This is a genomic window from Pseudomonas sp. TE3728 (genome assembly GCF_056279145.1).
In genome coordinates this window covers 3,631,577-3,652,928 of sequence record NZ_JBWBQT010000001.1, presented here as the reverse complement: position 1 = coordinate 3,652,928, position 21,352 = coordinate 3,631,577, and the positions used below count along the sequence as shown (strand labels likewise).

Genomic DNA, 21,352 nt, shown 5'->3' with positions numbered 1-21,352 from the left:
GAAACACGTAAGCCGGACGCTGGCCCCTGTAGGAGCTGCCGCAGGCTGCGATCTTTTAAGATCAAAAGATCGCAGGCTTCGCCAGCTCCTACAGAGAGCGGTCAGTCAGCGCCAATCAGTAGCGGTAAGCGTGCGGCTTGAACGGGCCTTCGACGGTCACGCCGATGTAGTCAGCCTGTTGCTTGGTCAGTTGAGTGACCACGCCACCGAAACCGCGGACCATTTCCAGGGCCACTTCTTCGTCGAGTTTCTTCGGCAGTACTTCAACGGTCAGACGCTCGGCTTTCTGGGCTGGCGACAGGTCGGCGTACTTCTGGCCGAACAGGAAGATCTGCGCCAGAACCTGGTTGGCGAACGAACCGTCCATGATGCGGCTTGGGTGGCCAGTGGCGTTGCCCAGGTTAACCAGACGGCCTTCGGCCAGCAGGATCAGGTAGTCGTCGTTCTGAGCGTCGAAAGCGCCCGGACCGGTGCGGTGAACCTTGTGAACCTGTGGCTTCACTTCTTCCCATGCCCAGTTCTTGCGCATGAAAGCGGTGTCGATTTCGTTGTCGAAGTGACCGATGTTGCAGACCACAGCGCGCTTCTTCAGGGCTTTGAGCATGTTTGCGTCGCAAACATTGACGTTGCCGGTGGTGGTCACGATCAGGTCGATCTTGCCCAGCAGCGCTTTGTCGATGCTGGCTTCGGTACCGTTGTTGATACCGTCGATGAACGGCGAAACCAGTTCGAAACCGTCCATGCAGGCTTGCATGGCGCAGATCGGGTCGACTTCGGAGACTTTAACGATCATGCCTTCCTGACGCAGGGACTGGGCCGAGCCCTTGCCCACGTCACCGTAACCGATGACCAGCGCTTGCTTGCCGGACAGCAGGTGGTCGGTGCCGCGCTTGATCGCGTCGTTCAGGCTGTGACGGCAGCCGTACTTGTTGTCGTTCTTGCTCTTGGTCACCGAGTCGTTGACGTTGATGGCCGGGATTTTCAGCTCGCCCTTGGCCAGCATGTCCAGCAGACGGTGAACGCCGGTGGTGGTTTCTTCGGTGACGCCGTGGACGCGGTCCAGGATCGCCGGGTATTTCTTGTGCAGCAGCTCGGTCAGGTCGCCGCCGTCGTCGAGGATCATGTTGGCATCCCAAGGCGCGCCATCTTTGAGGATGGTTTGCTCCAGGCACCATTCGTACTCTTCTTCAGTTTCGCCTTTCCAGGCGAAAACCGGGATACCGGCAGCAGCGATAGCGGCAGCGGCCTGGTCTTGAGTCGAGAAAATGTTGCAGGACGACCAACGCACTTCGGCACCCAGGGCAACCAGGGTTTCGATCAGCACGGCAGTCTGAATGGTCATGTGGATGCAGCCGAGAATCTTCGCGCCTTTGAGCGGTTGCTCGGCGGAGTATTTGCGGCGCAGACCCATCAGGGCTGGCATTTCGGATTCGGCGATGATGGTTTCGCGACGGCCCCAGGCGGCCAGGGACATGTCGGCGACTTTGTAATCGTTAAAATCTACAGGCGTGATAACAGCGCTCATGATGAGCCTCCATTCGTAATGTATGCGAATGGGCGCCGTTGTGCGTTTAGTGTCTGGCCGTGGCCAGTCAACGCCCCATCCGAGCCTGACAGGTCGAACCTGCTGCAGCGCCCCTCGGACAGGTGGCGGGAAAACGGTAGCAAGTGAACATTACCGTTTTGAAACGGGGGCGATTATAGCGGGCTATGCTGATCTTCCAAAGCGTTTCTGTTGGTCAATGCCCGAACGGTAATCGAGACCATAGTCGATGCTTGATAGAGCTCTAGTCCGGGCTCTGCCATGATGGCCGGCATCAATCGGCAAGACGGTCAGGAGTGAGTATGAATTTCCACACCCGCAAATGGGTAAAACCCGAAGACCTCAACCCCAACGGCACGCTGTTCGGCGGCAGCCTGTTGCGCTGGATCGACGAAGAAGCGGCGATCTACGCCATCGTCCAGTTGGGCAATCAGCGTGTGGTCACCAAGTACATTTCCGAAATCAACTTCGTCAGCGCCTCGCGCCAGGGCGACATCATCGAACTGGGCATCACCGCCACCAAGTTCGGTCATACCTCGATCACGCTGACTTGCGAAGTGCGCAACAAGATCACCCGCAAGAGCATCCTGACGGTAGAGAAGATGGTTTTCGTGAACCTGGGCGAAGACGGCCTGCCCGCGCCGCACGGCCGGACCGAGATCAGGTACGTCAAAGACCAGTTCAAGGATGATGACATCGGCGGGTAAGCGAACCCCGGAAATCGGCGGTTAACCGATCCCGTAGGAGCTGCCGAAGGCTGCGATTTTTTGATCTTGGGAAGGTGTGGATTTTCAGGATCAAAAGATCGCAGCCTTCGGCAGCTCCTACAGAACGGACCTGACCCCGGCGTGTCGTAGTTAAACGACCACCACTGGTTCAGGAGCTTTATGCAGACGCCTCAAGACGGCAAGACCCCGGACCTCTCGGCGCAAGAACAGCGCGAGGTCGACAAGAACCAGCCACCACGCGCGGCGGTGCTGCACGAAATCATTCGCACCCAAGGTGATAAGGAACTCGAGCGCAGCGTTGCGGCGCTGTGGTGGTCGGCCCTGGCTGCGGGCTTGACCATGGGCTTGTCGCTGATGGGCATGGGGCTGCTCAACTCGCGTCTGCCGGACGGCGAAGGCTTCAAGGTGATCGCCAGTTTCGGTTACTGCGCAGGTTTTCTCGCTGTGATTCTCGCCCGCCAGCAACTCTTCACCGAGAACACCCTGACGGCCGTGCTGCCGATCATGAGCAAGCCTACGCTGGGTAATTTCGGTCGGTTGCTTCGGCTGTGGTCGGTCGTGCTGGTGGGTAACCTCTGCGGCACTTTGCTGGTGGCGTATGTGATGCTGCACCTGCCGATTTTCGACACCAAGACCGATCTGGCCTTCCTCGACATCGGGCGCAAGGTCATGGAGAACGACGCGAGCAAAATGTTCGCCAAAGGCATCATCTCCGGCTGGATGATCGCCACCATGGTCTGGATGATCCCGTCCATGGAAAGCGCCAAGATGTGGATCATCATCCTCATCACCTATTTCATGGCGCTGGGAGATTTCACCCACATCGTGGTCGGATCGGTCGAGGTCTCGTATCTGGTGTTTGCCGGCGAGTTGCCGTGGAAGGATTTCTGGCTGGTGTTTGCAGGACCCACGCTGGTGGGGAACATCATCGGTGGCAGTTTTATCTTCGCGCTGATCAGTCACGCGCAGATTCGCAGTGAAAGCGGGCCGCCGAAGAAGAGCACGGATCAAACCCCGGATCCACGCAAACCTAAAGAGGAGTGAAGTGAGGTGCACCGCGTAAGCTTCATCGCGAGCAGGCTCGCTCCCACCGGGAAATACGCTGTCCAAGTGGGAGCGAGCCTGCTCGCGATAGCGGTTTGCGCAACTATGCAGTCAATCAGCCGGACACATTGACCGCGACAGCACTGCGACGCTGCAGGTAGATGAAAAACAACGCCGTCAGTACCGTCAACCCACTGACCAATGCGCCGGTCCACGGCAAGTCCGCCAGGTCCGCGCCACTGGCTACAACCAGTCCGCCAATCCACGCACCGGCTGCGTTGCCGAGATTGAATGCGCTTTGATTCAACGTCGACCCGAGGTTCGGCGCTTCATGAGCCTGATCGATGATCAGCAATTGCAGGATCGGGCACAGCGCAAACGCGAAGATACCCCACAATACCAGCGTGATCGCCGCCGGGATCACTGAGTGACTGGTCTGACTGAAAGCGGCCAGCACGACGACCACCGCCAGTGCCATACCCACCAGAGAAGGCAGCAAGCGACTGTCCGCCAACCGGCCGCCGAGCATGCTGCCCGCCGTCAGACCGACCCCGAACAATAGCAACATGATCGTCACGCCATGCGGGCTGACACCGGTGATGTCTTGCAGGATCGGCGCGATATAGGTGAACACGCTGAACAGACTGGTGGACGCCAGCACGCTCATGCCCAGCGCCAGCAGCACATTGACCTTGCCCAGCACTTTGAACTCGCTGGCCAGGTTGGCCTTGTCCATGGGGATGTCCTTGGGCAGCCAAACCCACTGTGCGATGGCCGCAATCACTCCAATCACCGAGACCGCCCAAAATGTCGAGCGCCAGCCGGCGTATTGCCCCAGCGCGGTGCCCAATGGAACGCCCAGCACGTTGGCCAGCGTCAGGCCGGTGAACATCATGGCAATCGCCTGGGCTCGTTTGTTCGGTGCCACCAGACCGGCGGCGACCACTGAACCGATGCCGAAAAACGCGCCGTGGCACAGCGCCGTGATCACCCGCGCGGCCATCAAAGTGGCGTAGTTCGGCGCCAGGGCGCAGAGGATATTGCCGAGAATGAACATCAGCGTCATGCCGAGCAATGTGGCTTTGCGCGGCATGTTGGCGGTCCCGACCGCGAGGATCGGCGCACCGAACACCACGCCCAGGGCGTAACCGGTGATGAGCAGCCCCGCGTGAGGAATGCTCACGGCGAGGTCGCGGGCGACATCGGGCAGCAAGCCCATGATGACGAATTCGGTGGTGCCGATGCCGAAGGCGGCAACAGCCAGTGCAAGCAAGGCGAGTGGCATGCGCAAGGTCTCTGTCGGTAGTCTTGACGCTTTGATCAGGCATACGCAGGCCGACGACCGTTCTCGGTGAGAGCGGGCAGAGGCAGGAATTATTGGAATTAGGTGTGCGCAACTGAGTGCGGCGTGGTCGCTTGCAGTATAAACAGCTGCGGACATATGGCGAATCAATTCTCTGCCCCGCCCATGTAGGAGCTGCCGAAGGCTGCGATCTTTTGATCCTGAAAATCAAAATCAAAAGATCGCAGCCTTCGGCAGCTCCTACGGGGTGGGTGGGGGGGAAATAGGGAGTGTGCCGTGCTTGCGACGGTTCTGGTGTTGGTGGCAGCGCTGTTGCACGCGGCGTGGAATACCCTGATCAAATTCAGCGCGGAGCGGCTGTTGGTGGTGGCCTGCATGGACAGCGTGGCGCTGCTGTTTGTCGCCCTGATGCTGCCCTTCGCGGAGCTGCCGCCACTGGAGATGTGGTCGTGGATTCTCGCGTCAGCGGCATTCGAGTTGCTCTATCGCTACCTGTTGATCCAGGCCTATCGGGTCGGCGATCTCGGCCTGGTCTATCCGTTGATGCGTGGACTGTCGCCGCTGGTGGTGCTGGCACTGACGCTGATCTTCGCCGGGGAAGTGCTGACGGCTCAGCAGATCTTCGGCATTTTGCTGATCCCGCTCGGCATGTTGTGCCTGCTCTGGCAGGGCGGTGGCGGGGTGCGTCTGCCGTGGTCGATGCTGCCGGTGGTGGCGCTGATCGGGTTGTGCATCGGTTGTTACACCTTCATCGATGGCCAGGCCCTGCGGCGCTGGTCCCATCCATTGGATTACCTGGTTTGGGTCACATTACTCAGTGCCTGGCCGTTCCCGTTGCTGGCGCTGGTGCGTAAGCGCCCGGCGTTCATGCTGTTCTGGCGCGAGCAGTGGCGGTTGGGCTTGGCGGTCGGGTTTTGCGTACTGTTCAGCTACGCTCTGGTGCTGTGGGCGATGCAGCTCGGCTCGATTGCTGAAGCCGCGGCGCTGCGCGAAATCAGTGTGATTCTGGTGGTGCTGTTTGGGATGCGCTATCTGAAAGAACCTTTCGGCAAGCCCCGGCTCTTAGCCTGTGGGCTGGTGCTGATCGGCATGTTGGTGATGAAGTTTTAGTCACCCTTGATGGAACTCGACTCTCTATAACTTGAAAGAAGGGACTGCGTTATGACGGTTGCTCTGTGGTGCATTTTGATTGCGATCTGCTTGCCATATCTATGCACAGGCGTCGCCAAGTTCAGCGGCGGCAAGTTCGGGCTGAAAGAGAATCACGATCCGCGGGCGTTTCTGGATTCGCTCCAAGGCGTGGCCAGGCGTGCGCATTCGGCGCAGTTGAACAGCTTCGAAGTGACACCGGCGTTTGCGGCGGCGGTGATCGTCGCGCACCTGGCCGGTAATGCCGATCTGGTGACGATCAATGTGCTGGCGGTGTTGTTTATCACCAGTCGGCTGCTCTACATCATTTGCTATCTGGCGGACTGGGCGATTCTGCGGTCGTTGGTGTGGGCCATTGGAGTGGGGTTGATTGTCAGTTTCTTTGTGGTGTCGGTTTAAAGGCAAGACCAAAAGATCGCAGCCTTTGGCAGCTCCTACAGGAATCGATGTTCGTCCGCGATATTGCGGCGCACGCGGTCAATGCAGGAGCTGGCGAAGCCTGCGATCTTTTGCTTTTAAAGTGTGTCAGCCACCTGCGGCACTTGCGGCAACGCCGCCCCTTTTGGCCAAAGCATCCAGATCTGCCCCTGCTGTTTCATGTCGCCGGCCAATTGCCCGGCCGCATCCCCCGTGCCCCAGAACAGGTCCGCGCGGACCTCGCCGGCAATCGCGCCGCCAGTATCTTGCGCGGCCACCGGACGTACCAGTGCGCTGCCATCCGGGCGTGTGGTCGATAACCACAACAGGCTGCCGAGTGGAATCACCTTACGGTCCACCGCCGCGCTATAACCTGCGGTCAGCGGGACATTCAGCGAGCCGCGCGGTCCTTCGTTGCTGTCGGGGTTGCGGGTAAAGAACACGTAGCTGGGGTTACTGCCGAGCAGTTCGGGAATGCGCGTCGGATTAGCCTTGGCCCAAGTGCTGATAGCACCCATGGTCACGTCTTCTTTCTTCAGCTCACCCTGGTCCACGAGCCAGCGGCCGATGGGGCGATACGGGTGGCCGTTCTGATCGGCGTAACCGACACGCAACTGACGACCGTCATCAAGCTGGATGCGACCCGAACCCTGGATTTGCAAAAACTGCAGGTTCATCGGGTCGGTCAGCCAGGCAATCACCGGCGCCTTCACGCCTTTGGTTTCAATGGTTGCCGCATCGTCGTATGGCTTGAGTACGCGACCTTCGAGCCTTCCCCGCAGGCGCTTGCCTTTGAGTTCCGGATAGATACTGTCCAGCGAGACGATGATCATATCCTCGGGTACACCGTACACCGGGATGTTGGCTTCCTCGGTCTGGGTCAGACTGCCGGGGTACACCGGTTCGTAGTAACCGGTAATCAGGCCGTTGGGGTTGTCATTGGCGGCACGCAGGCCATAGACGTCCAGGTTCTGTTTGAGGAAACCGCGGATGTCTTTGGCGGTTGGCTGCACATTGGCGGAAGCCGCACAGGTGCCGCCCCAGACCGGGTCGGCCTTTAGCCGGATGCAGGCGCTGCGCCACGAGCCGAAGCCGGCGACGAGGTCGTTGTCGGACACTGCCGGAAGCGCTTCCCAGGTGGCGCTGGAGTAGGTCGCCAGTGCGTGGGTTTTCGGTTTGCTGTCGCCGCCGGTGCAACCTGCCAGCACGGCCACCATCGGAAGGGTCCAGGCCAGATTGTGACGCCATGCCTTGAAACGGCTGTTCATGGAGTAATTCCTTTGTCGGTTGCCTGAGTGCTCCATGCGCTCAAACAACCCGTATTGATAATAGGGCTATTGGTCTTTGCCGGTGACGCGAGGATACTGGCCGCCGTTTCCAGTGACCTGAAGCCACCATGATTCTTAAAAGACTTTCCGTTGTATTGCTGGCCTGCCTGACCTTGTCCGCCTGCGGGGGTGTCGACCCGAACTCGCCGCTGGGTCAGCGCAAGGCGATCTTCAAGCAAATGCTCAAGATCGGCGAAGACCTGGGCGGTATGTTGCGTGGGCGTATTCCGTTCGATGGCCCGAAATTCGTCGACGGCGCCGTGAAACTCGACGCGTTGTCCCGTGAGCCGTGGAAACATTTCCCGCAGGTGCGCGAAGAGGATCACACCAGCGCCAAGGACGATGTCTGGCAGAAGCAGGCACGTTTCCAGGAGCTGGCCCGCACCCTTGAAGGCGCCACCGGTGAACTGGTGATTGCCAGCAAGGTTCAGCCCTACAAGGTCAGCAACCTGGGGCCGGCGGTGCAGAAAGTCGAAGATGCCTGCAGTGCCTGCCATAAAGAGTTTCGGGATCATTGATTGCAGAAAAGATCATTTATTTATCCAGCTCATCCAGTGCTTCCTGCAACTCCTTGCGTGATTGAGCCAGTTTGTCTTTGCGCTTGTTGATCTTCTCGGCGTCGCCTTTTTTCATCGCCTTCTCGAGGTCGGCCTGACGCGTGCTGACTTCGTGCTTGGCGTCGAGCACCTTGTTTTCCCGTTCCTTCTTCAAGGAAGCGTCGGTGCAATGGGCAGTGACTTCGTTCAGGGCGGTTTCCAGGCCTGCCTGTTGATCGGCGTTGCCGCGGGACTTGGCCAGTTCGATCTGGTTGATGATGCCTTGTTTTTTGGCGGCGCAGCCGGTCAGGCCCGGGGCATCTTCGTCGGCCATCAATGGAGCGGCCATCACGCTGCACAGGGTCAACACGGCAAGCGGTGAAAGAAGTTTCATAAAAGCTCCAGGTGAAAAATTCGATATAGCGATGGGCTGTTTGAGCGCATCGGCACCTTTGGGTTCCCGGTTCTCAGAGCGGGCTGGCGTCTAGAAACCGTCAATCCCGGCAACACGTAATGTCTCACTCAAGGCCAGGACCTGCGGGTCGCGGAAAAATGCGCTCAATTGCGCTGCGCGCCCCGGGCCGATGCCGGCTTCGGCCTGCCATTGTTCGGTGTTTCGTTGTGCCAGCGCCTGCCATGAGTCGGCGAGGCGTGCCTGGCCAGTCGGCGGCAAACCCAGGGCTTTGAGCCAGCGAGCGAATGGGCGTTGCCGGGCGCTGTTGAAACTGTCCAAAAGGCGAGCACTGCTGCGCTCACCGAAGCCGTCAATCTTAGCAAGCTCTTGCTCATCAAGGGTCAACCAATCGACCAGGCTGTCGAGGCGTTCGGCCTTGAGCAGTTTCTCCCAAGTGCCCGGCCCGACATGAGGCAAGGCCAGCCCCTGTTTGCCACTGAGCCAGCTCAGACGTGCGAGGAATTGGCTTTCGCATCCGGGTGTGGGCTGCCAGCAGCTTAAAGAATGAAACTCTGCCGCCAGCGGTACGTTCAATGCCGGGCGTTCGGTGCTGCGCAATACGACCCCATCGAGCCTGGGGATGGTCAGCCCCGCCAGGCTGATGGCGACCTGATCGCCGGGTCGGATGTCCAGCGCTTCCCAGCGTTGCAGGGAGCTGACACTGACGCGCCTGATCTGCCGGTCGTCGAGCATCACCGGTATCAGATCCAGCACCGGTGTGATCCGGCCGGTTCGTCCAATTTTGAAGTGGACCTTGCGCACCTCGGCCAGCGCCTGGGCAAAGGGGTATTTCCAGGCGACGCTCCAGTAAGGCGTTTTCGCCTGCCAGCGCTCGGCCGGTGGGCGTTGGTCCTGGCGCAGCACGACCCCATCGCTGGCAAAGGGCAGGGGCGAGCGATACCAGTGATCGCGCCAGCGTTCGGCATCGGCAAATGCCTCGATCGGCTGACTGTAGGGTGCCGTACTCGGGAACCCCAGCTTGTCCAGGGCTGCAACCCGGTCGGGCAGGCTTTTCGGGCCTTGCGGCCAGTCCCAGACAAACAAACCGATACCGGCGGCCTGCTCGGCGCTCAGCGCCTTGCGTGCCATCAACCCGGCCACCGTGGCGCGGGCATTGAGGCTGCCGGCCTCGGCTTGTACGTGTTCGGTCAGGCGCCAATAGAGTTCGCCTTGGAGCAGCAAGTCCAGCGACTGCGAAAGTTTTTGAGGGATGGCGGCGATCTGGCGTGCCGAGGCAGTCCAGTCCTGGCCGTTTACCCCGTCCCCCCGACTGATCGCCCGGTGCAACCAGCCATTGCGATAAATCAACGTCACCGCCACACCGTCAACCTTGGGCTGAATCCACACCTCGCCCCGATCTTTCAGCCAGGCTTCGACGGCGCGCCCATCGCGCAGTTTTTCCAAACCGGTGTGGGCGATGGGGTGAGCAACCGTGCCGCCGGCCGTACGCAATGGTTCGTCGGAGGGGGCTGAATCAAAACACTCGCGCCATTCGGTCAGTCGTGCACGGGACTGATCATAGAGTTCATCGGCGATCAGCGATTGGCCTTCACGGTGGTAGCTATCGTCCCAGCGATCGATTTGCAGTTGCAGGGTGGTGATTTCTTTCTGTGCGCGAACCGGTGGCCAATCGGGGCATTCGGCGGCATTGGCGGTCTGGCTGGCGAAGGTCAGCAGGAAAGCGAAAAACAGGCGCAGGTTGGGGAGCATCGAGAGCGTCCTTGCTCAGTGGGATGCTTGAAGGCTAGTCAGTTTTCGGGTGTGAGTTGCGAGGGTGTAATTCTGGGTGTTTCCAAATGCGAAGATCAAAAGATCGCAGCCTTCGGCAGCTCCTACAGGTGTACGCCAAGGCTGCGATCTTTTGAGCTTTCTCATGAAAAAGCCCCGCACGGCGAACCGTGCGGGGCTTTGGGTACCGCAGGAAAAGTCTTACAGGCCGGCGGCGACACGCAGGTCGTCGGCGCGGTCGGTTTTTTCCCAAGTGAAAGTGGTGAACGTATCGTCGCCCACAGTCTTGGTAGCCGGAGTGCGACCGAAGTGGCCGTACGCAGCGGTTTCCTGGTACATCGGGTGCAGCAGGTCAAGCATGGTGGTGATCGCGTATGGACGCAGGTCGAACACTTCGCGAACCAGTTTGACGATCTTGTCGTCGCTGATTTTGCCGGTGCCGAAGGTGTTCAACGAAATCGACGTAGGCTGGGCAACACCGATCGCGTAGGAAACCTGAATCTCGCAACGCTCGGCCAGGCCGGCCGCGACGATGTTCTTGGCCACGTAACGACCGGCGTAGGCCGCCGAACGGTCAACCTTCGATGGATCCTTGCCGGAGAACGCGCCACCGCCGTGACGGGCCATGCCGCCGTAGCTGTCGACGATGATCTTGCGACCGGTCAGGCCGCAGTCGCCCACCGGGCCGCCGATGATGAATTGGCCGGTCGGGTTGATGTGGAACTGGGTGTCTTTGGACAGCAGTTCGGCAGGCAGTACGTGCTTGACGATCAGTTCCATCACGCCTTCGCGCAGGTCTTTGTAGGACACGTCAGGGTTGTGCTGGGTCGACAGTACAACGGCGTCGATACCGACAACCTTGCCGCCTTCGTAGCGGCAAGTCACTTGCGACTTGGCGTCTGGGCGCAGCCAAGGCAGCAGGCCGGATTTACGGGCTTCAGCCTGGCGTTGAACCAGTTGGTGCGAGAAGGTGATCGGCGCTGGCATCAGCACGTCGGTTTCGTTGCTGGCGTAGCCGAACATCAGGCCCTGGTCGCCGGCGCCCTGGTCTTCAGGCTTGGCACGGTCAACGCCCTGGTTGATGTCGGGGGACTGCTTGCCGATGATGTTCATCACGCCGCAAGTTGCACCGTCGAAGCCAACATTGGAGCTGTTGTAGCCGATGTCGAGAATCACGTTACGGACGATGTCTTCCAGATCGACCCAGGCCGACGTGGTGACTTCACCTGCGATGATTGCAACGCCGGTTTTTACCAGTGTCTCGACCGCTACACGGGCGAATTTGTCTTCAGCAATGATGGCGTCCAGCACCGCATCGGAAATCTGGTCGGCGATTTTGTCCGGATGCCCTTCAGACACGGACTCGGAGGTGAAGAGGGAGTATTCGCTCATCTCGATTTTTTCCTGAATTTACCGATGGTGAGTGTCGCCAGTCGGTCGCTGAAAATGGCGGACCTGAATCTGGAAACCATTACGTAAGCCTACATAGAGGCTTTCCCCGGGAATGAGTCCCGCAGCGGTGGCCCAACGGGCCAGATCGTCCTGTTCAAACCCCAACCACAGATCACCGCAGGCCTCCCTGGCCCAACTCTGGTTGTGGCTACATAACTCTGTCACGAGCAGGCTACCGCCCGGTTGCAGCAAGTCGGCCATGCGCTTGAGTGCTTCGGCCGGTGCGGCGAAATGGTGCAGTACCATGTTCAGTACAACGCAATCAGCCTTGAGGCTTACGCCGTTCAATGCATCGGCCAATTGCAGGCTGACGTTAGCCAGCATTTCACGTTCGCAGACTTGACGGGCCAGATCGAGCATCGCCGGGCTGTTGTCCAGCGCCGTGACTTGAACGAAACGATGCGCCAGCTCCGGCAGAAAACCGCCATCGCCGGGGCCTACTTCGATCGCCGTGGCGCCAGGGCCGAAACTCAGCTTGTCGAGCAGTGCCACCACGCTTTCGCGGTATTGCGCCAGGCCGGCAATCAAGTCTTGCTGGGCGCGAAACTTCTCTGCGACCCGTGAGAAAAAGTCCTGGCTGGCCGCCGCTCGCTGCCCGTGGACCTGACCGATCCGCGACTGAACGTCAGTCGGCAGGGTCAGGTTGTCCACTTCTTCCAGCAGTGCGGCATGCAGCTTGCCGCCCAGCAGATCGGTGTGGGGCAGGGCGCGGCGGTAGAAAATCGCATTGCCTTCACGACGGGTCGCCACCAGATCGGCCTGGGCCAAAACCTTGAGGTGATGACTCATGCCAGACTGGCCAATGCCGAAGATCTGCGCCAGTTCAAGTACGCCGAACGAATCGTTGGCCAGCGCGCGCAATACATTCAGACGCAGAGGATCGCCGCCGGCCTTGCACAGGGCCGCCAGTTCATCGCAATCGTCATGTCGAATGGAAGGCACGCGTAAATTCATAAGGCCAGCAGTCTAGTGACGGTCGGAAATCATCGCAATAGCAATATCAAAAAGTTTTGATATTGCTCGATGGGTGGCACTTTTCAGCGTTAGGTTTAGTCAGCAAACGAACAGCGGAAAGGTTTCATCAGTCGAATACGCTGTTATCCATTGGAAAAACGCCTTCGGATGACTATCTGTCATTGCCCCGAAGGCGGTCGGTGAGGGAAAATGCTCGCCTTTTTTCCGTTTCGTTTTATTAACTCTCGATTCAATATCCGCAGGAGAACAGCGATGCCCAGCCGTCGTGAGCGTGCCAACGCCATTCGTGCCCTCAGCATGGATGCCGTGCAAAAAGCCAACAGCGGCCATCCCGGTGCCCCTATGGGTATGGCGGATATCGCCGAAGTACTTTGGCGTGACTACCTGAAGCACAACCCGAGCAATCCATCGTTCGCCGACCGTGACCGCTTCGTGCTGTCCAACGGTCACGGTTCGATGTTGATCTACTCGCTGCTGCACCTCACCGGTTATGACCTGTCGATCGATGACCTGAAAAACTTCCGCCAGCTGCACAGCCGCACTCCGGGTCACCCGGAATACGGCTACACCCCGGGCGTCGAAACCACCACCGGCCCACTGGGCCAAGGCCTGGCCAATGCCGTGGGTTTCGCGTTGGCGGAAAAAGTCCTGGCGGCGCAGTTCAACCGTCCCGGCCATAACGTCGTTGATCACCACACCTACGTATTCCTGGGTGATGGCTGCATGATGGAAGGCATTTCCCACGAAGTCAGCTCCCTGGCTGGCACCTTGGGTCTGGGTAAACTGATTGCCTTCTACGATGACAACGGCATTTCCATCGACGGCGAAGTCGAAGGCTGGTTCACCGACGACACGCCGAAGCGTTTCGAGGCCTACAACTGGCAGGTGATCCGCAACGTCGACGGTCATGACCCGGAAGAAATCAAGATCGCCATCGACACGGCCCGCAAAAGCGAGCAGCCGACGCTGATCTGCTGCAAGACCACCATCGGTTTCGGTTCGCCGAACAAGCAGGGCAAGGAAGACTGCCACGGTGCCCCGTTGGGTGACGCGGAAATCGCTCTGACCCGTGAATCACTGAAGTGGAACCACGGCCCGTTCGAAATCCCGGCCAATATTTATGCCGAGTGGGACGCCAAGGAATCCGGTCGCGCTGCCGAAGCCGAGTGGGATCAGCGCTTCGCTGCTTACTCCGCGGCCTTCCCGGAGCTGGCCAACGAACTGATTCGTCGTCTGAGCGGTGATCTGCCAACTGACTTCGCTGAAAAAGCGGCTGCTTACATCGCTGAAGTCGCGGCCAAGGGCGAAACCATCGCCAGCCGTAAAGCCAGCCAGAATGCCCTGAACGCGTTCGGCCCGCTGCTGCCGGAACTGCTGGGCGGTTCGGCTGACCTGGCCGGTTCCAACCTGACCCTGTGGAAAGGTTGCAAAGGCGTCACCGCCGAAGACGCCAGCGGCAACTACATGTACTACGGCGTTCGCGAGTTCGGCATGAGCGCGATCATGAACGGCGTGGCCCTGCACGGCGGCCTGGTGCCGTACGGCGCGACCTTCCTGATGTTCATGGAATACGCCCGCAACGCGGTGCGCATGTCGGCGCTGATGAAGAAGCGCATCATCTATGTGTTCACCCACGACTCCATCGGTCTGGGCGAAGACGGCCCGACTCACCAGCCGATCGAGCAACTGGCCAGCCTGCGCTGCACGCCGAACCTCGACACCTGGCGTCCAGCCGATGCCGTTGAATCGGCAGTGGCCTGGAAATGCGCGCTGGAGCGTGACGACGGTCCGTCGGCACTGATCTTCTCCCGTCAGAACCTGCAGCACCAAACCCGTGATGCCGTGCAGATCGAGTGCATCAATCGCGGCGGCTACGTGCTGAAAGACTGCGCAGGCGAGCCTGAGCTGATCCTGATCGCCACCGGTTCGGAAGTCGGCCTGGCCGTTCAAGCCTTCGACAAACTGACCGAGCAAGGTCGCAAGGTGCGTGTTGTTTCGATGCCGTGCACCAGCGTCTTCGAAGCCCAGGACGCCGGCTACAAGCAAGCGGTTCTGCCATTGCAGGTCAGCGCGCGTATCGCCATCGAGGCCGCCCATGCGGACTACTGGTACAAGTACGTGGGCCTGGAAGGGCGTGTGATCGGCATGACCACCTACGGCGAGTCGGCGCCTGCGCCTGCCTTGTTCGAAGAGTTCGGCTTCACCCTGGAAAACATCCTGGGTCAGGCTGAAGAGCTGCTGGAAGACTAAAACACGACGCGGTGGCCCTGGCTGCCGCGTTTCCCTGTAGGAGCTGCCGAGAGAAACGAGGCTGCGATCTTTTGATCTTGTTTTTTTAGATCAGGATCAAAAGATCGCAGCCTCGTTTCACTCGACAGCTCCTACCAGGGAATTGTGTTGTTAATGAGACTTCGTCTGCTTGCGTCTATCGAGAACCCCATGCCTCAACCGCGTCCTTACAAAGTTGCACTCAACGGCTACGGCCGGATTGGTCGTTGCGTCTTGCGTGCGTTGTTCGAGCGAGGCTCGACGGCAGGGTTCGAAATTGTCGCGATCAACGATCTGGCCGACATGGCCAGCATCGAATACCTGACACGCTTCGACTCCACACACGGGCGGTTTCCCGGTGAAGTGAGGGTCGAGGGTGATTGTCTGCATATTAAAGGCGACTGCGTGAAGGTCCTGCGCAGTGCCACCCCCGAAGGCATCGATTGGGCGTCACTGGGCGTCGATCTGGTGCTGGAGTGCTCCGGCGCTTACCACACCCGTCAGGATGGCCAGCGCTTCCTCGACGCTGGCGCGTCACGGGTGCTGTTCTCCCAGCCGATGGCCAGCGAGGCAGATGTCGACGCCACCATCGTCTATGGCGTGAACCAGGATTGCCTGACCGGCGATGAGCTGCTGGTATCCAACGCTTCCTGCACCACCAACTGCGGCGTGCCGCTGTTGCGCCTGCTGGATCAGGCCATTGGTCTGGAATACGTGTCGATCACTACCATCCACTCGGCGATGAACGATCAACCGGTCATCGACGCCTATCACCACGAAGACCTGCGCCGCACCCGGTCAGCGTTCCAGTCGGTGATTCCGGTGTCCACTGGTCTGGCGCGAGGCATTGAACGCCTGCTGCCGGAACTTGCCGGGCGAATTCAGGCCAAAGCCGTGCGGGTGCCGACGGTTAACGTGTCCTGCCTCGACATTACGATGCAGACCGTAAGCGATACCGACGCCACCGAGGTCAACCGGATTCTGCGCGAGGCCGCCACCCATGGCCCGCTCAAGGGCCTTCTGGCCTACACCGAGTTGCCTCACGCCAGTTGTGATTTTAATCATGACCCACATTCGGCCATCGTCGATGCCAGTCAGACCCGCGTTTCCGGCCCTCGGCTGGTGAACATCCTGGCCTGGTTCGACAACGAATGGGGTTTTGCCAATCGAATGCTGGACGTTGCAGAACACTATTTGCAAACAGCTGCACCACAACCAAAACCTGCTCTCTAAAACAGCTATCCAGGAAATGCGACCCATGACCGTGTTGAAGATGACCGACCTCGATCTGCAAGGTAAGCGCGTACTGATCCGCGAAGACCTCAACGTCCCAGTCAAGGACGGTGTTGTCACCAGCGATGCGCGAATCCTGGCTTCGCTGCCGACCATCAAGCTGGCCCTGGAAAAAGGCGCGGCCGTGATGGTCTGCTCGCACCTTGGCCGTCCGACCGAAGGCGAGTTCTCGGCCGAAAACAGCCTCAAGCCAGTCGCTGACTACCTGAGCAAAGCCCTGGGCCGCGAAGTGTCGCTGGTGTCCGATTACCTGGGCGGCGTCGACGTGAAAGCCGGCGACATCGTGCTGTTCGAAAACGTGCGCTTCAACAAGGGCGAGAAAAAGAACGCTGACGAACTGGCCAAGCAATACGCCGCCCTGTGCGACGTGTTCGTGATGGACGCCTTCGGCACCGCTCACCGTGCCGAGGGCTCGACCCACGGCGTGGCCAAGTTCGCCAAAGTCGCTGCTGCTGGCCCGTTACTGGCCGCCGAACTGGACGCACTGGGCAAAGCCCTGGGCGCCCCGGCTCAGCCAATGGCCGCTATCGTTGCCGGTTCCAAAGTGTCGACCAAACTCGACGTGCTCAACAGCCTGAGCCAGATCTGCAACCAGCTGATCGTCGGCGGCGGCATCGCCAACACCTTCCTGGCCGCTGCGGGTCACCCGGTCGGCAAATCCCTGTACGAGCCGGATCTGCTGGATACCGCCCGTGAAATCGCTGCCAAGGTCAGCGTGCCACTGCCGGTGGACGTGGTGGTTGCCAAGGAATTCGCTGAAAGCGCGACCGCGACTGTCAAGCTGATCGCTGACGTGGCCGCAGACGACATGATCCTGGACATCGGCCCACAGACCGCGGCGAATTTCGCCGAGCTGTTGAAGTCGTCCAAGACCATCCTGTGGAACGGCCCGGTGGGCGTGTTCGAATTCGACCAGTTCGGTAACGGCACCAAAGTGCTGGCCCAGGCCATCGCAGAAAGCTCGGCGTTCTCCATCGCTGGTGGCGGCGACACTCTGGCAGCCATCGATAAATATGGCGTTGCCGAGCAGATCTCCTACATTTCTACCGGCGGCGGCGCGTTCCTCGAATTCGTCGAAGGCAAAGTGCTGCCGGCCGTTGAAGTCCTGGAAAGTCGGGCCAAGGCCTGAGGCCGCGCATTTGACCAGGCAAAGGAGTGTTCACATGGTCAGGATCTTAATGCTGTTGATTGCCGCGGGTATGCTGGCGGCTTGCGGGAGTAACCCGAAAGCCACGCCGGAACCCGCGCCACAGTCACAGGAAAAAGGCTGCTACCAAGCGGATTGGCAAGCGGAAACCAACCCGGTGATCAACAAGCGCTCCGGGCCCGACGGCTTGGACAAATACGAGACACAGGTCCCGGCCAAGGAACATGGTTGCCCTTGAGGGGTCAGACTCTTTACTCAAGGCGGGCGGCGTGCGCCGTCAGCCGAGGAACACGGATGAAAGGCTTTATCGCCGTTGCGGCATTGGCATTGCTGGCAGGTTGCGCCAATTTGAACCTGTTCAACGCTGCCGAGCCAGCGGGCAGCTGGACCACCTGGACCTGCGACAGCCAGGCCAAAGTGCTCTGGCGCTACACTGACATCAACCGCAAGGAAGTCGACGTTCGCCCGGGCGGTGCTGATCAGGTCTACCGTTTGAAGCTTGAACCGGGCGCCGAAGGTTCGCTGTACAGCAACGACATGCTGGCATTTCACGTAAAAGGTGAGGAAGGCCTGGTTTACTGGGTCGCCACCAATGATTTGATTGGCCGCGGTTGTAAAGCCGAGTAATTGAAGGCTTGCGCAAAACCTGTAGGAGCGAAGCTTGCTCGCGAAGAGGTCATCACATTCAACACATGTGGTGTCAGTTAAAGCGCTTTCGCGAGCAAGCTTCGCTCCTACAGGAAATCGTCAGCTGTTAGAGATAGACGCACCACCGAATTCGCAGCCCGGGCCAACCCCCGATCTGCAATAACTTGAATAGCCGCCGCCGCTACGGCAGGCTGGCACGATTAACGACCCTCAACCGGGAGAGACACACACAATGGCACTTATCAGCATGCGCCAGATGCTGGACCACGCAGCCGAGTTCGGCTACGGCGTTCCAGCCTTCAACGTCAACAACCTTGAGCAGATGCGCGCCATCATGGAAGCCGCTGACAAGACTGACTCCCCGGTGATCGTCCAGGCTTCGGCCGGTGCTCGCAAATACGCAGGCGCCCCGTTTCTGCGTCACCTGATCCTGGCAGCCATCGAAGAATTCCCGCACATCCCGGTGTGCATGCACCAGGACCACGGCACCAGCCCTGACGTCTGCCAGCGTTCGATCCAACTGGGCTTCAGCTCGGTGATGATGGACGGCTCCCTGGGCGAAGATGGCAAGACCCCGACCGACTACGACTACAACGTCCGTGTTACCCAACAAACCGTGGCCATGGCTCACGCCTGCGGCGTTTCGGTAGAAGGCGAGCTGGGCTGCCTGGGTTCGCTGGAAACCGGCATGGCCGGTGAAGAAGACGGCATCGGCGCCGAAGGCGTTCTGGATCACAGCCAAATGCTGACCGACCCGGAAGAAGCCGCTGACTTCGTCAAACGCACCCAGGTCGATGCCCTGGCCATCGCCATCGGCACCAGCCACGGCGCCTACAAGTTCACCAAGCCACCTACCGGCGACGTGCTGGCCATCGACCGCATCAAAGAAATCCACAAACGCATCCCGAACACCCACCTGGTAATGCACGGCTCGTCTTCGGTTCCCCAAGAGTGGCTGGCGATCATCAACCAGTACGGCGGCGACATCAAAGAAACCTACGGCGTACCGGTTGAAGAAATCGTCGAAGGCATCAAGCACGGCGTGCGCAAGGTCAACATCGACACCGACCTGCGCCTGGCCTCCACCGGTGCGATGCGTCGCCTGATGGCTACCAACCCAAGCGAGTTCGATCCGCGTAAGTTCTTCGGCGCGACCGTGACCGCAATGCGTGATGTGTGTATCGCACGTTATGAACAGTTTGGTACGGCGGGTAATGCTTCGAAGATCAAGCCGATCTCGTTGGAAGCGATGTATCAACGGTATTTGAAGGGTGAGTTGAACGCTAAGGTCAACTAAGCCTTCTGCGTTTGAGTTGCACGAAAAACCCGCCGAGAGGCGGGTTTTTTTGTGGGCGTAACCTTCACTTTAAGATCGGGGGTTAATTTATTTCTGTTATCGCCAAAACGTATTAAAAACTGTTATTTCTTGCAGGTGATCTGATCGCTGCGATTGCCTATTCTTTTCCATGCAATTCCAAGGAGGGAGTGGATTAGAAGTGTTGCATTTTTCTCTCTTTCTTCTCTATCTATTTTTTGTTGAGGTCGAAAATGAAATCTATAGAAAAACATATGAGTGCTCTGGATCTGGAAAAGCTAAAGAAGGAGGAGTTCAAGCTGGCAGGAATCGTGACGGCGACGGTAGTGGATTCTGAAGGCAAAGAATCTAACTTCCAATCAGAATCTATTTATGGGAACTATTATAATGATGAGAGAGTTTATGTTAGAGCTGCAGGAAGTGACCGCCTATTAGATATTTATTTCGTGATTCCGAGAGAGTTTATTGGCGATAATCCTATTACGGATGAGGGGTATATTATGTTTCAGGTTCAGTCCTCACCTTCGGCGCAATGGTATGCTCAGTATGGAACCGTGAATATCGAAAATAATATTATTACTGATTACCGTGGTAAATTTAATGTGCGCAAACGTAAGGAGGGTGATCCTGATATGTCGGCTGCTCTGAACGGAAGTTTCAGCGTTAACTTTGAGGCAAAGATGAGCAGTAAGTAATGACTGAATGCCGGTAAAGGGGGTGGAAAGGGGATTATTTAATTGTCCCCTTTTTGTGACAAGCCAAACTGTAAAAGGGGACTGACTGTAAAAGGGGACAGATCTATTTAATCGATGGCTACCAACCCAAGCGAGTTCGATCCGCGTAAGTTCTTCGGCGCGACCGTGACGGCGATGCGTGATGCGTGATGCGTGATGTGTGTATTGCACGTTATGAAGCGTTTGGTACGGCGGGTAATGCTTCGAAGATCAAGCCGATCTCGTTGGAAGCGATGTATCAGCGGTATTTGAAGGGTGAGTTGAACGCTAAGGTTAATTGAGCCTGAGCCTGAGCGTTAAACAGCGTTGATAAGAAACCCGCCGAGAGGCGGGTTTTTTATTGGAAGCAAGTTTGCTCGCCTTGCTCCAACCAGAGACGCGATTACTCCTTCAATTCGACGTGGTCCAACGCCTGGTTCACCGCCAGTTCGCCGAGCATGACCACTTGGGCGATGCCCAGTAGGGTCTTGCGATTGGACCTAAAAGGGGACAGATCTATTTGATCGTCCCCTGGAACACCTAATCGAGTTGTTTCGCAGGCCTACCTCGAGCTCGATGCGATATTCGCAATCCAGTGATTTGTTCAATTTCGTCTATAAATCGAGGATTGCCTGTCAGTTGGCCGCGCTGGAGGGCACCTCTGATCAACTGCAATTCTGAGGACGGAATCGTCTGTTCCATAAATGAGGTATAGCGAGCCAAGCGCTCGGTATAGCTTTTGCCGAGTTCGTTGAAGCAAAGGTCTTCATCCAGCCAATGGTTTTCTGTAGTTTCGTTGAGACGCAGGTGCAAGCTCGACCAAGGGTAATCTTGAGCATGCTGCACCATTTGCGCTCGCACCGGGTTTAGCTCGATGTATCGACTACAAGCCAGCAGGTAGGTGTCGGTTTGAACCACGCTGGATTTGTATCGACTCTCCCACAAGGTACCGGAGCGTCCCTCCAGCTTGTTGCGATACCGAGTCGCGCGGCCCGCCAGGCCTTTCATCAATTGCCCGAGACTCGCAACGGAGTCTCCAGGTGCGAGCAATAGATGGACATGGTTGGTCATCAAGCAGAAGGCATACACTTTCACGTCGAATAGCGTTTTGAGTTCTCGCAGATCGTCGAGGTAGCGCTGATAGTCGCTCGGCTCGGCGAACACAACCTGCCGGTTGTGGCCGCGTTGCACGACATGGTGCGGATAATTGGGTAACACAATACGTCCCATTCTGGGCATATAGCTTCCTACTTCCTTGTAGTGATGGGGGAAGCGTAGCAGCAATGGACGTGCTCCTGCCGGAAAAGCTGT

At 58.5% G+C, this 21,352-nt stretch carries 20 protein-coding genes, 2 pseudogenes and 1 riboswitch; of the genes and pseudogenes, 13 read left to right on the top strand and 9 right to left on the bottom strand.

Annotated elements, in window-relative coordinates; all coding sequences use genetic code 11:
* Positions 1–115: 115 nt before the first annotated feature.
* On the bottom strand, positions 116–1,525 hold the full coding sequence (gene ahcY, locus ACZ89R_RS15830) for an adenosylhomocysteinase (RefSeq protein WP_007898042.1): 1,410 nt from the start codon (positions 1,523–1,525) through the stop codon (positions 116–118).
* 23 nt (positions 1,526–1,548) lie between these two features.
* Positions 1,549–1,647: riboswitch (S-adenosyl-L-homocysteine riboswitch) on the bottom strand.
* 198 nt (positions 1,648–1,845) lie between these two features.
* On the opposite strand from ahcY, the gene ACZ89R_RS15825 reads away from it, so the two are divergent.
* Together ACZ89R_RS15825 and ACZ89R_RS15820 are read left to right on the top strand one after the other, a co-directional pair.
* A complete protein-coding gene (locus tag ACZ89R_RS15825; RefSeq protein ID WP_429545287.1) occupies positions 1,846–2,250 on the top strand; it encodes an acyl-CoA thioesterase in 405 nt (134 codons plus the stop codon).
* A gap of 180 nt (positions 2,251–2,430) precedes the next feature.
* Positions 2,431–3,315: a formate/nitrite transporter family protein gene (locus ACZ89R_RS15820; RefSeq protein ID WP_429545288.1), complete on the top strand. Its 885-nt coding sequence runs from the start codon at positions 2,431–2,433 to the stop codon at positions 3,313–3,315.
* 115 nt (positions 3,316–3,430) lie between these two features.
* On the opposite strand, the gene ACZ89R_RS15815 is transcribed toward ACZ89R_RS15820, so the two are convergent.
* Complete coding sequence (locus ACZ89R_RS15815) at positions 3,431–4,600, bottom strand: MFS transporter (RefSeq protein WP_401175156.1); 1,170 nt, start codon at positions 4,598–4,600, stop codon at positions 3,431–3,433.
* A gap of 294 nt (positions 4,601–4,894) precedes the next feature.
* Here ACZ89R_RS15815 and ACZ89R_RS15810 point away from each other — a divergent pair, with 294 nt between their 5' ends.
* Together ACZ89R_RS15810 and ACZ89R_RS15805 are read left to right on the top strand one after the other, a co-directional pair.
* Complete coding sequence (locus tag ACZ89R_RS15810; protein ID WP_429545289.1) at positions 4,895–5,728, top strand: EamA family transporter; 834 nt, start codon at positions 4,895–4,897, stop codon at positions 5,726–5,728.
* Between the two features lie 51 nt (positions 5,729–5,779).
* Positions 5,780–6,166 (top strand): MAPEG family protein, encoded by a 387-nt coding sequence (locus tag ACZ89R_RS15805; RefSeq protein WP_429545290.1) that lies wholly within the window; start codon positions 5,780–5,782, stop codon positions 6,164–6,166.
* A gap of 116 nt (positions 6,167–6,282) precedes the next feature.
* On the opposite strand, the gene mltA is transcribed toward ACZ89R_RS15805, so the two are convergent.
* Entirely contained in the window at positions 6,283–7,452 is a 1,170-nt protein-coding gene (mltA, locus tag ACZ89R_RS15800; RefSeq protein ID WP_429545291.1) for a murein transglycosylase A, read from the bottom strand.
* A gap of 128 nt (positions 7,453–7,580) precedes the next feature.
* Here mltA and ACZ89R_RS15795 point away from each other — a divergent pair, with 128 nt between their 5' ends.
* Positions 7,581–8,030, top strand: a complete 450-nt coding sequence (locus ACZ89R_RS15795) for a c-type cytochrome (protein WP_429545292.1) — start codon at positions 7,581–7,583, stop codon at positions 8,028–8,030.
* 16 nt (positions 8,031–8,046) lie between these two features.
* On the opposite strand, the gene ACZ89R_RS15790 is transcribed toward ACZ89R_RS15795, so the two are convergent.
* The 4 genes from ACZ89R_RS15790 to ACZ89R_RS15775 form a co-directional block, all read right to left on the bottom strand.
* Positions 8,047–8,442, bottom strand: a complete 396-nt coding sequence (locus tag ACZ89R_RS15790; RefSeq protein ID WP_007894925.1) for a DUF1090 domain-containing protein — start codon at positions 8,440–8,442, stop codon at positions 8,047–8,049.
* Between the two features lie 90 nt (positions 8,443–8,532).
* Complete coding sequence (gene ligB / locus ACZ89R_RS15785; protein ID WP_429545293.1) at positions 8,533–10,212, bottom strand: NAD-dependent DNA ligase LigB; 1,680 nt, start codon at positions 10,210–10,212, stop codon at positions 8,533–8,535.
* 219 nt (positions 10,213–10,431) lie between these two features.
* Positions 10,432–11,622, bottom strand: a complete 1,191-nt coding sequence (gene metK / locus ACZ89R_RS15780; RefSeq protein ID WP_123500165.1) for a methionine adenosyltransferase — start codon at positions 11,620–11,622, stop codon at positions 10,432–10,434.
* Positions 11,623–11,640: 18 nt separating this feature from the next.
* Positions 11,641–12,636, bottom strand: a complete 996-nt coding sequence (locus tag ACZ89R_RS15775) for an ArsR/SmtB family transcription factor (protein ID WP_218395266.1) — start codon at positions 12,634–12,636, stop codon at positions 11,641–11,643.
* A 273-nt stretch (positions 12,637–12,909) separates the two neighbouring features.
* Here ACZ89R_RS15775 and tkt point away from each other — a divergent pair, with 273 nt between their 5' ends.
* From tkt to ACZ89R_RS15735, 8 genes and pseudogenes are all read left to right on the top strand, one after another.
* Complete coding sequence (gene tkt, locus ACZ89R_RS15770) at positions 12,910–14,907, top strand: transketolase (RefSeq protein ID WP_429545294.1); 1,998 nt, start codon at positions 12,910–12,912, stop codon at positions 14,905–14,907.
* 189 nt (positions 14,908–15,096) lie between these two features.
* Entirely contained in the window at positions 15,097–16,158 is a 1,062-nt protein-coding gene (gene epd / locus ACZ89R_RS15765) for an erythrose-4-phosphate dehydrogenase (RefSeq protein ID WP_429545295.1), read from the top strand.
* 25 nt (positions 16,159–16,183) lie between these two features.
* A complete protein-coding gene (locus ACZ89R_RS15760) occupies positions 16,184–17,347 on the top strand; it encodes a phosphoglycerate kinase (protein ID WP_429545296.1) in 1,164 nt (387 codons plus the stop codon).
* A gap of 34 nt (positions 17,348–17,381) precedes the next feature.
* The gene (locus ACZ89R_RS15755; RefSeq protein ID WP_429545297.1) at positions 17,382–17,603 is read left to right on the top strand and encodes a hypothetical protein; all 222 of its coding nucleotides are present in this window, start codon (positions 17,382–17,384) and stop codon (positions 17,601–17,603) included.
* Between the two features lie 56 nt (positions 17,604–17,659).
* Positions 17,660–17,992: an MliC family protein gene (locus ACZ89R_RS15750; protein ID WP_429545298.1), complete on the top strand. Its 333-nt coding sequence runs from the start codon at positions 17,660–17,662 to the stop codon at positions 17,990–17,992.
* 253 nt (positions 17,993–18,245) lie between these two features.
* Positions 18,246–19,310 (top strand): class II fructose-bisphosphate aldolase, encoded by a 1,065-nt coding sequence (fba, locus tag ACZ89R_RS15745; RefSeq protein WP_007894938.1) that lies wholly within the window; start codon positions 18,246–18,248, stop codon positions 19,308–19,310.
* A 251-nt stretch (positions 19,311–19,561) separates the two neighbouring features.
* On the top strand, positions 19,562–20,023 hold the full coding sequence (locus ACZ89R_RS15740; protein WP_429545299.1) for a hypothetical protein: 462 nt from the start codon (positions 19,562–19,564) through the stop codon (positions 20,021–20,023).
* 114 nt (positions 20,024–20,137) lie between these two features.
* Positions 20,138–20,343 (top strand): annotated as a pseudogene (locus ACZ89R_RS15735) (fructose-1,6-bisphosphate aldolase); the annotation flags it as partial.
* A gap of 101 nt (positions 20,344–20,444) precedes the next feature.
* On the opposite strand, the pseudogene ACZ89R_RS15730 reads toward ACZ89R_RS15735, so the two are convergent.
* A pseudogene (locus ACZ89R_RS15730) lies at positions 20,445–20,540 on the bottom strand (DUF6124 family protein); the annotation flags it as partial.
* A gap of 41 nt (positions 20,541–20,581) precedes the next feature.
* Positions 20,582–21,280 (bottom strand): transposase, encoded by a 699-nt coding sequence (locus tag ACZ89R_RS15725; RefSeq protein ID WP_429547851.1) that lies wholly within the window; start codon positions 21,278–21,280, stop codon positions 20,582–20,584.
* Positions 21,281–21,352 lie beyond the last annotated feature (72 nt).